Source organism: Pseudomonas algeriensis (assembly GCF_048847255.1).
Lineage (GTDB): Bacteria > Pseudomonadota > Gammaproteobacteria > Pseudomonadales > Pseudomonadaceae > Aquipseudomonas.
Window position 1 is genome coordinate 92,939 of the sequence record NZ_JBKKRK010000010.1, and the last position, 12,238, is coordinate 105,176.

Consider the following 12,238-nt stretch of genomic DNA (forward strand, 5'->3'; position numbering starts at 1 on the left):
CGACTGCGGCACCAGTACAGTCTATTGCATCAGGCATCGATTCAGGGAGGTGGATGACGGTCCAGTTGGCCGGTGAAACCATTGGGGGACAGTTCGAAAGGGGTTTAAGCCAGCACCCGAACATAAATGACGCTGTACATTTGGTAACCGAAGCCGACTTGAGGAGAATATACGGATCAGTTGGCGATGACCAAGTTGTTATAGGCCACCTAGCTAGCGCTGAGAATATTGAGGTGCGGCTATCTTTGGACGCCCTGGTAACGCGTCACTCTGCCATACTTGGTTCAACAGGAGCAGGGAAATCCACAACAGTTGCAAGCCTTTTAAGGTCAATAATTCGAAAAGATCAAGTAGCGGGTTCTCCAGGTGCACGTATCCTCATGCTCGACATCCATGGGGAATACACAAAAGCGCTTGAGGATGTGGCGACAGTTTTTAGTGCTACACCTAGTCAAGGCCAAGAGTCACTGTTCGTTCCTTATTGGGCCTTAGAGGCTGGAGAGCTTCTGGACTTCGTTACCGGAGGACTTTCCGACGCCCATGAAATTGCATTTACGGATAAAATTGCGGAGTTAAAGGAAAAGGCGATTAGGGCGCATCCCAAAGCAGGCGTCGACTCAAGAACATTGACCGTGGACAGCCCTGTACCATTCAGCCTGAAGCAGCTCTGGTACGAGTTGATCGATTTTGAAACAACCACCTACATCGGCGCGAATCGTGATGAGCCTGCCTTAGAGGAGGCTGGCGCCGCAGATACCCTTATAGCACCAAAATATCAACCTCACGCTATGGGTACCAAGGGTCCATTTACCAATACAGCGGCAAAAGGAATCCGTAGGCCGCTGAATCTGCTTCGATCTCGCTTGCTAGATCGACGCTTTGACTTCTTACTTCATCCAGGAGATTGGGAGCCAGAGCTGACCGGCGCGGTAAAGAATGACCTCGACCAATTGCTGAAGGGCTGGCTTGGCCACGATAAACAAATCACGATATTAGACTTATCCGGAGTTCCAAGCACTGTCCTCACACGCCTTATCGGCTCTATTCTCCGTATTGTTTATGAAGCCCTTTTTTGGAGCCGGGAAAAATCAGAAGGCGGCGTAGAACGCCCTCTCCTAGTAGTAATGGAGGAGGCTCATCGCTATTTGGGTCCTGACGCCGGAACAGTGGCCTCAGAAGTAGTAAAGCGTATTGCTAAAGAAGGCCGAAAATACGGTGTTGGAGCGATGGTTGTTTCTCAACGCCCCGCAGAGGTTGATGAAACAGTTCTATCCCAATGCGGCACGATTATCGCGCTCCGTCTGTCTAACCCTGTAGACCGAGCACGTGTGAAGGGGACCTTACCGGATAATTTAGCCGGTCTGATGGATTTGCTGCCAGTCTTAAGAACAGGAGAAGCTATTATCACGGGTGAAGCAGCACGCCTTCCTATTCGCTGCCGAGTTGCATTACCTCGCCAAGAACATTTACCTCGAAGCAATGATCCGAAGGTGACTCACGCTTGGGCTAGGCGGCGCTCAGCAGAGGGATATGATCGAGTGGTTGCGTCATGGCGTGGTCAGCAAACTACAGCAGTTGTCCAAAAGCTTGATATAACCCGTTCCCCCATAGAAGACGATTCTGAGGAAGGCTGAAAATGAACCGTGATGCCGTATCTTCGTCAAACATTATATCTACCGGCTATGACCCAGAGAGTGAGACCTTAGAAATCGAGTTCAAAAGCGGAGCCGTTTACCAGTATTACAACGTGAGCGAGCACCTTTATGAACAATTCAAAGCAGCCCCTTCGAAGGGTCAATTTTTCCATACATACATTAAAGACGCCGTTCCTTTCTCAAGGGTTTGACTAGCATATTCGGGCTGCACAAAGTGCAGCCCGATTTCCCGATCAAATCAGGGACCAAGCTACATGCATCTATCTTAAACAGCTGTCTAAAATCCTTCTAGCTACCAAAAACCGGCTCTACTCAGATGATCCGACTGCGCTCCGCTTACATCTTTATAGGACTTTCTCTACCTGCACCAAACCCTGAAAGATACAATTTTCAGGTTAATTTGCCTGCTTAAACTAAGTGTCATTTTCTCTCCTTACGCAACGCTTCCAGCTCCGCCGGAGTTAGCTTTTTCGTATTCGAATATCCCTGTAAATACCATGACAGGATAGAGGTTGACTTCCTAAAGCATTCCAGCACCTCAACCCAACTGAACTCAGGAAACTTTAAATCAGTCGCAGAAATTTCAAACTCGATAGTTCCAACCTCATCTCCAATACCAGAGATAGAATCGATCATGTGCGAGCCTGAAAAATGCACATACCCACAGAGATTTTTGTAAACATTAGGAAGCCATGGATACTCATCTTTATGAGTCTCAACGAGGAATGCATCTGATAGCTGTTGTTTTCCATCTCTTGCCTTTATCTTGTTGATTGGCGTCCCTTTCATTACATTGAGAGCAAATTCATGCGGATCGGGTACAAGCCAGGCTGCAGAGAATCGTAGAGCCGTGTCTATATGCATCCGCAACAGCGAGCGCGCACAAACCATATTCCATGTACGGACCATTGATGCGAGCGCACTTGAAGTACTGATACCTCGTTTTATTGCGGCGAAGACCATCCAGTCTAATGGATACATAGGGCTACCAGAAGGACCCACAACATCCATGCCGAATTTAATTAAAGTATTCTTGTCCCGCTCCAGCTCCTGCAGCAGAGCTTCGACATTAACACTCTGCGGAGGGAATTTTTTATCCATACTGAAATCTCCACGATTGAAATTCTGGTCGACGCAGCCCAGTCTGCTAAAAGAAATCGCGATAGGCGTTAGTCCCCTAGACTAGCAGTAGATCCCCGAGCGCTCAGCAACTAACCGAGCACACCGAAATACTTTTAGGGATATAATGGCGCTACAAGGCAAAAAAACATCAACAAAAACAATATCTTGTTATGAAGTTCGACTCTTGGTGCCGCACCATACAAAACAAAGCCCTCGCAGAATGCGGGGGCTTTGTTGTTTCTGGTGTGCTCTCCTGCCTCCGCTCCCTGAGAAAACCTGTGGGAGCGAGCTTGCTCGCGATGAGACCATCAACCCGCCGACATCTTTTCGCCCAACACAACGGGCAATCCTTCCTAGGCCAACTCAGCCAAACAACATCTTCTGCCAGTGATCCTCACCCACAATGGCAATCAAAGCCCCCGCGTCCCGTAGCTTCACCAAAAATCGCTTCGTTGGTGTTCACGACATCGTCGGCCGTAATCCAGAGGAAGCGGCGATGATTCGCGGCACGGATCGGTATGCCTGGGCTTCGATTATTTGCAGGACGGGGCAAGGCCGTTATTGACGGCGTGGTGAAGGTACTGGAGGCGCCGGGCAGCATTGGGTTCTTCGGTGCTACGGGACTGATAGAGGGCTCCTACGCAGCCCGGCGGGAGCAAGCTCCCTCGCCACGGGTTCATCTAATCACTTTTTCCGCCGATAGCTTTATATATAAGAGCCAGGCCCATCCCAAGCCGCCGCTGGCGCTCGACTACACTTTCCCAGACATCCCCGCTCCAGGAGCAGTAAGCGATGAGAATCCGCACCAAGGTTGTAGGTTCGGGGTTGGTCAGCCTGTTTTTTGCGTTGTTGCTGGGCGGTATCGGACTCTGGGGATATCACGCCATGACCGAGGCCTTGGCGCAGAACGAGACCAGTATTTCCGCCATGCGCAAGCACATGGAGGCGGACATGATGCACGACGCCATTCGTGGCGATGTGTTGGCTGCCTTGCTAGTGGCGCCGGGCGATGCCGAAGGCGCAAAGGAAGTAAACGAGGCGTTTGATGAGCATTCACAGCGGATGCGCAAGGTCATTGCCGAAAACGCCGAGGCGCGGTTGCCTGGTACTATTTCCCAGACCATCTCCGAGCTCAAGCCTCAGGCCGAGGCCTATATTGCCTCAGCGAAGCAAGTGATTGGCAAGGCGCTGAGCGGCGCTCAGGATGGCCGGGCGTTGCGCATTGAATTCGACAAGGCATTTTCAGCCCTGGAGGAGCGCAACGAGGCGGTCAGTGAACTGATCGAGAGCCAGGCGCATTCCTCTCGCGAGTTTCAAGATCAGAGCATCAACACCTCCGAGCGCTGGTTGATCATCACCTTGCTGGCCACATGTGTGGCGTTGGCGTTGTTGTCGTGGAGCCTGCTCAAGGCTGTGCTCACGCCACTGAATAAAATCATTCTCAATACCCAGGCCATTTCCCAAGGTGACCTGCAGCGCTCAATGGGCGCTCATGGAAATGACGAACTGGGGCAATTGCAGGCGGTGATAGAGCAGATGCAGGCCAACCTGCGGCAAATGATCGCCACGATCCGCAGCCAGAGCGATGAGTTGCACGGCACATCACGGAATCTGGGCGATACGGCTCGGCAGATTGTCTCCAGTGCCGACCAGCAGGCCCAGAGCGCCACCAGCATGGCGGCGAGCATGGAGCAAATGATGGCGAACATAAGCCAGATCCATCAGCACGCCGACAGTGCGCGGACCATTTCGGCGCAGTCAGAACAACTGGCGAGCAGCGGTGGGCAGGTGATCCTTGGCGTAGTGGAAGGGATGAATCGGATCGCCGAAGTGGTCGCCCAGTCGTCCAGCAAAATCACCGCGCTGGATGCATCGTCCGAGGACATCCATTCCATTATCCAGGTGATCAAGAGCATCGCCGAACAGACCAATCTGCTGGCCCTCAACGCAGCCATCGAGGCCGCTCGCGCCGGCGAGGCGGGCCGCGGCTTTGCGGTGGTGGCCGACGAGGTACGCAACCTGGCGGCGCGCACGACGCAATCCACCCAGGAAATCACCGCGATGATCGAGCGCATCCAATCAAGCGCACGAGATGCGGTGGCGAACATGCAGGCCTGTGTGAGTCGAGTGGACGAAGGCGTGAACCTGGCGCAGCAGGCCGGGGTTTCCATCAGTGAAATCCGCACAGGCGCCCGGCATGCCGCCGAAGTGGTGGAGGAAATTTCCCAGACCATCGCCGAGCAATCAAAAGCCAGCGATGAGATGGCCCAACGGGTGGAGTCGATCGCCGAGCAGTCTAGGGAAAACACCCGCTCGATCCACGATTTGACGAAAACGGCAGATCATTTGAACGATGCCGCAGGCTCGATGCAGGCTTCGGTGCAGCAGTTCAAGATATGATCTATCACACCTGATTTACCTCAAACACAAACGAAATCTCCCGCTTCTGGGCGCTCCAGACATAACGAATATGCTTGCCCTGCACCGGAATCGACACCGCCGGCGGCCGGAACGCGGCGATGCATTCGTGACCAGGCAGGCGGACGCTGTTATACAAAAGCCCCCAGGACAAGGTTGCGCGCAACTCCCGGGCAAATACCTGGGACGGTCCATAGGCCGTGGGGTCTGGATTGTGCAGATGCGGATAATCGTGGCGAATGTCGTGCAGGGGTCTGACGACCTGGTTGACATAGGTACGCATGGTCAATTCCAGGTCCGGCTCGTTGGTCGCCCCCAAGAACCGAGCCTGGTGGTAACACGTCTCGGCAATGGCCGCTTCCTGGCTGCTGGCAGCGTAATAGACGCCAAACGTGCCATCGCTGAAACGGCTGCTTTTGCCGATATGGGTAAATGCCGCCATCACGGGTGACGAACCAGGACCCGAAACGCGGTCTTCGGGACGAACCCTGGAGAGCACGCCGGCTTCTTCCATGAGCCGATCATTGGTCAAAGCTTCTAACGCATAGGCGGTGGCGAGGTCTTGCGGATCGAGCACATCTTCAAACAGGGTGATCGGCGGGAAACTGCTATTGACGATCCGATAGGCCCGTTTCCATTGCGGCTCCGCCAGAGGCGGCGCCATCAACCGCGTACTCCGTCGAGGTACCGCCGCACATCGGCAATATCCACCACCCGCCCGGCCAACATGTACGACAGCGCTGACTGACCGTTGAACGGCGCGGCAGCATTGGGGCTGCTGACCCATTGATACACACGGTCGCGGCTGTTGCTGAAAATGATGCTCAGCGCTTTATGGATACCCATCAGGTATGAAATGCGCTCAAGGGTGTCTCGCGGCAGCCTGACGTTTTCGGGTAACTGCTTGTACTTGTAAAAGGTCGTGTTTCCTACTTTTCCCAACAAGGTGCGCTGCTGCTCGACACTGCAGCCCCATAACTCCATCAGATTGAAGAAAAACTTCAAAGCGACTCGACCCGCATCCGGGGAGTCCAATTGTTGCTGGGTACTCAAGATAATCGAAGAGGTCGCCATGAGGTCTGGCTCCTTTGCTACAGGTTGATACCTGAAGATTAGTACATATACGTACAAAAATTAAATTTTAATTCAAATACGTACAACGTCGACTGTCATAAAGTCAGCTTCTCTACGATGATGCGTCTCGTATTCCGGGTTAATTGAATTGGCCTACACGCCGCCTCAGCAAAAATCCAGAATCGCGCATAAGCTCCAATCATCGCCTGCCGGCGCTTTTCGCCACAAAACCGCGACAAGCGTGGCAAGGTGCTTGATGATAGCCAGCATCGCACCGCCAGACCCGGCCAGGTGCCCAACAATAGCGAGCCCACTTAAGCAGAGGGCATTACCTCATGGATAGCAGAACCTTACGCAATCTCATGCGCATCATGCAGACCGGCTCGTTGTCGGCCGCCGCGGAACAGTCGTGCCTTACGGTGCAAGCATTGGCGGCGCAATTGAACAAGGTTGAGGAACAGTTCGGGTTCCGGTTGTTTCGTCGCTCGAACAAAGGCCTGACATTGACGACCCAAGGCTCTGAGTTGACGCCTTTCATGGATCAGGTTTTGGCGGCCACTCGGCAACTCGAAGAAAAGGTCGCGGCGCTCAAGGCCCCCAGGCAACGGAGCCTTAAAGTGGCGCTCAACACGACGCTTACGCCCGATTTCAATCGACGCATGATCGATCGCCTGATCGCGGTTTTTCCTGAATACCAGCTGGAGTTCAGTTATGCCGAGTCGATGGAGAACCTGAGCAAGCTGAAGAACGAGCATTTCGACCTGGCGATCCTGATCGGCCAACAAAGCGGTTTCACCAGTATCCCGATGCCGGATGTGCAAGTGCAGGTGGTCGGGGCCCATTGCGGTAACCACGATGACTCCCTTGGCTTGCTCGTCGACAAATTCCAGGTGCGCCCTGCGCAGGAATGCCCGTATTCCCACAGCTTCTTGCGTTTTCTCGACGCGGGTCTCGGCGAATACGGACCCAGCCAGAGGATGGTGTATTCCTGCAGCGAAACGCTGACCTTGTCGCTGATCACCCAGCTCGACGGCCTGGGGCTTGTCTCCAGGGACGCGGCGATGCGCAACGGCTTGGCCATCTTCCCTGATTTCGAAGACTCCCTGGAAGTGCGCCTGGCGGTTAACAATCCCGAGCTTTGCGACCAGGCACTGCACGATGTGGTAGACCTGACGCTACAGGAACGAACCGAGCGCGATATACGACGCCGTGCCCACCGCCACACTGAGAAACAGGTTGCGGCTGAAATACGCACATAGCAGTGTCGGAATCGCAGCATAGAACTCAGGGCGGTCGATCTGTATCTGTTGATCCTTGATCAACAACGGAGTCAGGCTGATGGCGGCGACAATCGCTACCGGCAGGTATTCCAGCGCGCGGGCGACGAAGGGTGGCCAGTTTTCCGTATTGACCTGCAATGGCAAGGCCCGCGGCAGGAAGGTCACGGCCATCATCAACACAACGACAAGGATCAGGAACGTTTGGTCAGGCATACGCCCACCCCGCAGCCAACAAACGTGGCGATGAATACGTTGAACGGTGAATTGCCCACCAGGCTGAGCACGCCCATGCAGACGACCGCCGCCAGAGCCGCAATCAGTTTGTTGCGCGTATTGCACAGCGAAACCAGGACGTAGAGCATCATGGCCGTCAGGGCGTAATCGAGCTGATATTTGATCAGGTGCGCTGCATATTGCGCGCAGATGGCCCCCAACAAGCCGCCCAATACCCAGGACGCATGGCAAAAAAGGTTGAAGCCAATCAGATAGCGCAAGCTGACCGGGGCCCCGCTACCCAGCTTGACGCTGTGGAAGGCGAACGACTCGTCCGTAAGCCCCGCCGCGTAGCACCAGCGCTCGAACCGACTGAGCCCCAACGCCCGTAATGCCTTGGCCATATAGACGGACATGAGCATGTGGCGCGCATTGATCAGGAACGTGGTGAGCACGATCGTGGTCAACGACGCACCGCTGGAAATCAACGCCAGCGCAGCGAACTGCGAGGCGCCTGCGTAGACGAACAGGCACATCGCAACTGGCAGCCACAATGGCAGCCCAGCATTCACCGCCATCAGGCCGAACACAAACGAAACCGTGAAATAACCCGCTACTACCGGACTGGCTTCAGCGAAGGTTCGCGAGGCTTGTGGTTCGACCACCAGCGGCTGGCTGGAAGTCTTGTTCATAAATCCCTCTCGAAAGTGATTTCACCCTGGGGCTCGCAGAACCCCTGGGCGGCCCAGAAGCGCTTGCCAGCCAGGTTGGCATCGTCGACGAACAGAAACATGCGCAGTACGCCCACGCGTTTCATATCCGCCGATGCCGCTTCCACCAGACGCTGGCCCAGGCCTTGGGTACGATGCCTCGGGCTGACCGCCAGGTGATTGATAGTGCCTCGAGTGCCCAGCATGCCGCCGATGACCGCGCCGACGACTTCACCCATCGCATCGAACGCCATGTAGGCGGTGGTGGTTTCCTGCAACAACACACCGCGCAGGAACCGCGCATCCTGCCACTCGCAGAATGACACCTCGGCAAAACCCCGGAAAAATTGCTCCAGTCGCTCCGCGTCCCTGACCATGGCTCGGCGCAACAGGACTTGCTGCACCGAATCGTCCATCGGTTCGAGCTGCTCAGCGAACAATGTCAAAAGCGGTCCCGGGCCGCGAGAAGGAGATCGCCAGAATCTGCCTGAACGCCATTTCATGGCTGTGGATATTGCGCGCCGGGGTCACATAATGGCGCATGTCCCGATCGAGGAAGAATGTCGTATCGAGGATATCCTCGTAAGTGGTTGCCGCCAGTTGTTCTTCCTGAGGGCTGTAGAGACGGCTTTCTGCACCGGACACGTTATTTCGGCCCCAGAAATGGACGCCGCTGAACGGATAGCCGTCGCAATGGATGCCTTCCGGGGTGATTTCCAATTGCTTGCCCGGCTTGATCTCGATGCGGATCTGATGGATCTGGCATTGCCAGATTTCGTCATGCAATTCCTGGGGCAGGACGTTTTTGTACACGTCGAAGTCTGTGTCGATCAGGCTGCGCATCACCGGAGAATTGATCACTTCATTGGAGAAATCCTGGAAGTGCCGCTCCAATCCGCCCACGTAGCTGTTGTTGGCCTTGGACTGGACATAGGCTCGGTGTTCGAGCTGCTTGAGTTCACGAGTCGTGGGGTTGTATTCGAAGTCGCTGTAGCGGCGAAAACGCATGCCTGACTCGGCCTGGCCGTAATAACTGTCGGGCTCCATATTTTCCCAGCTTTTGGTCAGCCGGACAAAATCGCCGAAATGACCGTAGAGATTGAAGTCTCCACCGCGGACGTTGACGTATTTGTCACGTCTTAGCGCTTCGCCCACTTCCCTGTTCAAAACGATCATTTTTCATAGGTCTCCACTACATTGAGCGGACTAATCTATTAGGTGCAGGATTTGCGTCCATGAAAAAGTATTTGAAGCATTTCAAGCGATGTTTGAAACAGTGCAAAAAGTTTCATTAGTACGACTTTACGTTGGGAAAATTGCACCGCAGAACCCTCATTCCGGGGAAAGACCGCCCACAGCTTTCGACGCCACGAGGGTGCGCAAGTCATGGCACAACAGTGCGCAATCAATCAGGCATCTTTTGCTCGTCATTCTCGACTTCCGCTCCTCCAAGCCATTGAAAATCCGTCGTAAACACCGAACCACGCGGCACTCGCCGAACCTGGCTTGATCCTTGATTGCTGCGCCTCATCCCCGGGTGAAGCCCGGCCCCATACCCTTGGCAAGGAGAGCCGGATGACGACCCTGGCGTTCAAGACCCTCGACCCCATCGCCTGGCTGGCCCAACAGCCCCTGCGGGAAAACGAACACCTTTACCTGATCATTAGCGCGGCGAGCGATACGGACGCCCTGGGGACCTATCGCCTGAGCGGACCTAGCCATCCGCTCCTGCCCATCTGGAGCGAAACGCCCTATTCCACCTGGCATGCGGTAATGCCCTACGTCACAAAACTCGCCCCCGACTCAACGTTCCTGCCATGGATTACCGAAACCGACGCCCTCGATTGGGGCTGGCTTGCTGTCTCCCGTTGTGAACCGGAGGAGGTGCTGGCGCATCTGCGCAGCCTGACGCAAGTGAAAATGCCGAAAGGTCGCGAGGTGTTTTTCCGGTTTTGGGATGGACGTTTCATCTATCCGATCCTTGAAGGCCTGGGAGACGACGCCGAAGCCTTGCTACCGGTGTTCGAACGGTATTTGATCAATGGCAAACCGCTGGAAGCAAGCCCGAGGAAGGTGCCGATGGTCCAGGATTGGCCATGGTGGGAAGTACCGCAAGGGTTACTCGATGCTTTAGCCGAGCAGGACCAGTCTGCGCCGATCGACAATCTGATGCAGTGGCTCGAAGAAGAACATCCTGATATCCATTGCGCATGGCCCAGGAGTGTTCTCAAGCGCAAGGTGAGCTATTTTTCAAAGCTCATGGGCGCTGAAGCCAATCCACAGCAAACCCTGCTTGATGTCCTGCGCCTTGACCAGAAAACGGTCTTGGAATAAAGGTAGGCACTTAGAAAAACCCGATCCAAAGATCGGGTTTTTCATCAAACGCGGGCGATGCAGTCAACGATCAAAAGACATTGATCGGATAATCCACGAACACCCGCAGTTCATTACCGCTGACGTTGTACTCACTGGACTTCTGCGACACGCGCAGGAACGAGCTGCGCAACCGCACGCTCAAGTCTTTGGCCGGTCCGCCCTGAACCACGTACTTGAACTGGTTGAAGATCTCGCGCTCGGTACCGCCTTCGCTGGTGGAGGTGGTGATGTTATCGCCACGCACATAGGCCACGTTATAAGTCAGGCCCGGTACACCGAAGGTGGTGAAATCCAGGCCATAGCCCAATTGCCAGCTGCGCTCGTCTTCGGCGTTGAAGTCCGACCAGTACGAGTTGGCCAGGTAGATGGTATTGCCGCCATCACCGACACGGTTCTGGTCACGCTGGTAGCCACCGTAGGCGTAGCCGAGGTTGCTGTCGCCGGTGCTGCGCTGATGGGCGAGCGTGAAGCTGTGCGGGCCGGTGGCGAAGGTCGCCGCCAGGCTCCAGATCTTATTGTCGTCCCCGGTGACGTTGTTTTCGCGAACGTAGCTGTTGTCCAGCTTGGTGCGATAACCGTTGAAGTCCAGCGTCAAGGACTGATCCTTGGCCAATGGGAACACGTAGTTGGCATTCACGTATTGCTTCTTCAAGACGTCTTCGACATCCGAGGCGTAGAGCGAAGCCTTGAGCTGCTCGGTGAACTGATAGCTGCCGCCCAACACGTTGATCGACTTCAGACCACCACTGTCACGACCTTCGGCGCTCTTGCGCGACTCGGCAGTGAAGCGGCCTGCGTTCAGTTCAAGGCCTTTGATTTCCTTGGAGGTGATCAGCGTGCCGGTGTAGCTTTCCGGCAGCAGGCGCGAGTTGTCATAGTTCAACACCGGCAGGGCCGGCATCTGGTCACCGTAGGCCAGCACCGTGTTGGAAACCCGGAACTTCACCGCGGCACCGAACTTGGACAGGTCGTCGGCGGCATTGCCACTGTCACCCTTCTTGAAGAAGTCGATGCCTTGCGCACCGGTGCGCCCCTTGCCGCCGTCCAGGCGCAGTGCGTACAGACCGAAGGCGTCCACGCCTACGCCCACGGTGCCTTGGGTGAAGCCGGACGAGAACGTACCGATGGCCGCTTGGCCCCATTCGGCCTTGTCCCGGTTGCCGTCCTTGTAGTCGCGACTGATGTAGGCGTTGCGCAACAGCACTTTCAGGCTGCTGTCTTCAACGAACCCCTTGGATTCAGCCTGGTCGTTGGCCATGGCTTGTGTGCTGCTCAATATCCCCAGTGCTATCAAAGTAAAGCGCTTGTTCAACATGATTATTTTCCTTGTACGGGTTGATTCGCACTGCAACCGGCAACCGGAATGGCGCTTTAGCGCTCTTTATTCGGA

General features: G+C 55.0%; 13 protein-coding genes. 5 read left to right on the top strand and 8 right to left on the bottom strand.

The window, feature by feature from the left end; translation table 11 throughout:
• Positions 1 to 53 precede the first annotated feature (53 nt).
• On the top strand, positions 54 to 1,634 hold the full coding sequence (locus ACLK1G_RS16595) for an ATP-binding protein (protein WP_420766506.1): 1,581 nt from the start codon (positions 54 to 56) through the stop codon (positions 1,632 to 1,634).
• A 2-nt stretch (positions 1,635 to 1,636) separates the two neighbouring features.
• Positions 1,637 to 1,846, top strand: coding sequence for a KTSC domain-containing protein (locus ACLK1G_RS16600; RefSeq protein WP_420766397.1), 210 nt, complete (start codon positions 1,637 to 1,639; stop codon positions 1,844 to 1,846).
• A gap of 229 nt (positions 1,847 to 2,075) precedes the next feature.
• On the opposite strand, the gene ACLK1G_RS16605 is transcribed toward ACLK1G_RS16600, so the two are convergent.
• On the bottom strand, positions 2,076 to 2,756 hold the full coding sequence (locus tag ACLK1G_RS16605; RefSeq protein WP_420766398.1) for a hypothetical protein: 681 nt from the start codon (positions 2,754 to 2,756) through the stop codon (positions 2,076 to 2,078).
• Positions 2,757 to 3,569: 813 nt separating this feature from the next.
• On the opposite strand from ACLK1G_RS16605, the gene ACLK1G_RS16610 reads away from it, so the two are divergent.
• On the top strand, positions 3,570 to 5,177 hold the full coding sequence (locus tag ACLK1G_RS16610) for a methyl-accepting chemotaxis protein (protein ID WP_420766399.1): 1,608 nt from the start codon (positions 3,570 to 3,572) through the stop codon (positions 5,175 to 5,177).
• 4 nt (positions 5,178 to 5,181) lie between these two features.
• Here ACLK1G_RS16610 and ACLK1G_RS16615 read toward each other — a convergent pair whose 3' ends face one another.
• Positions 5,182 to 5,859: an RES family NAD+ phosphorylase gene (locus ACLK1G_RS16615; RefSeq protein ID WP_420766400.1), complete on the bottom strand. Its 678-nt coding sequence runs from the start codon at positions 5,857 to 5,859 to the stop codon at positions 5,182 to 5,184.
• On the bottom strand, positions 5,859 to 6,269 hold the full coding sequence (locus ACLK1G_RS16620; RefSeq protein ID WP_420766401.1) for an MbcA/ParS/Xre antitoxin family protein: 411 nt from the start codon (positions 6,267 to 6,269) through the stop codon (positions 5,859 to 5,861). The genes ACLK1G_RS16615 and ACLK1G_RS16620 overlap by 1 nt, the downstream gene beginning before the upstream one ends.
• Positions 6,270 to 6,604: 335 nt before the next feature.
• Here ACLK1G_RS16620 and ACLK1G_RS16625 point away from each other — a divergent pair, with 335 nt between their 5' ends.
• Entirely contained in the window at positions 6,605 to 7,528 is a 924-nt protein-coding gene (locus tag ACLK1G_RS16625) for a LysR family transcriptional regulator (RefSeq protein ID WP_420766402.1), read from the top strand.
• Here ACLK1G_RS16625 and ACLK1G_RS16630 read toward each other — a convergent pair.
• Genes ACLK1G_RS16630 through ACLK1G_RS16645 form a run of 4 tightly spaced genes read right to left on the bottom strand, consistent with a single transcriptional unit; the run spans position 7,445 to position 9,648 of the window.
• Positions 7,445 to 7,762, bottom strand: a complete 318-nt coding sequence (locus ACLK1G_RS16630) for an AzlD domain-containing protein (protein WP_039592671.1) — start codon at positions 7,760 to 7,762, stop codon at positions 7,445 to 7,447. The two genes, ACLK1G_RS16625 and ACLK1G_RS16630, sit on opposite strands and share 84 nt — an antisense overlap.
• A complete protein-coding gene (locus ACLK1G_RS16635) occupies positions 7,741 to 8,454 on the bottom strand; it encodes an AzlC family ABC transporter permease (protein ID WP_420766403.1) in 714 nt (237 codons plus the stop codon). Before ACLK1G_RS16635 ends, ACLK1G_RS16630 begins: the two co-directional genes overlap by 22 nt.
• Positions 8,451 to 8,888, bottom strand: coding sequence for a GNAT family N-acetyltransferase (locus ACLK1G_RS16640; protein WP_420766507.1), 438 nt, complete (start codon positions 8,886 to 8,888; stop codon positions 8,451 to 8,453). The genes ACLK1G_RS16635 and ACLK1G_RS16640 overlap by 4 nt, the downstream gene beginning before the upstream one ends.
• A 13-nt stretch (positions 8,889 to 8,901) precedes the next feature.
• The gene (locus ACLK1G_RS16645) at positions 8,902 to 9,648 is read right to left on the bottom strand and encodes a 2OG-Fe dioxygenase family protein (RefSeq protein ID WP_420766404.1); all 747 of its coding nucleotides are present in this window, start codon (positions 9,646 to 9,648) and stop codon (positions 8,902 to 8,904) included.
• 399 nt (positions 9,649 to 10,047) lie between these two features.
• Between ACLK1G_RS16645 and ACLK1G_RS16650 the strand changes: the two genes are divergently transcribed.
• Positions 10,048 to 10,806, top strand: coding sequence for a DUF4123 domain-containing protein (locus ACLK1G_RS16650; RefSeq protein WP_420766405.1), 759 nt, complete (start codon positions 10,048 to 10,050; stop codon positions 10,804 to 10,806).
• 70 nt (positions 10,807 to 10,876) lie between these two features.
• On the opposite strand, the gene ACLK1G_RS16655 is transcribed toward ACLK1G_RS16650, so the two are convergent.
• A complete protein-coding gene (locus tag ACLK1G_RS16655; RefSeq protein ID WP_420766406.1) occupies positions 10,877 to 12,163 on the bottom strand; it encodes an OprD family porin in 1,287 nt (428 codons plus the stop codon).
• Positions 12,164 to 12,238 lie beyond the last annotated feature (75 nt).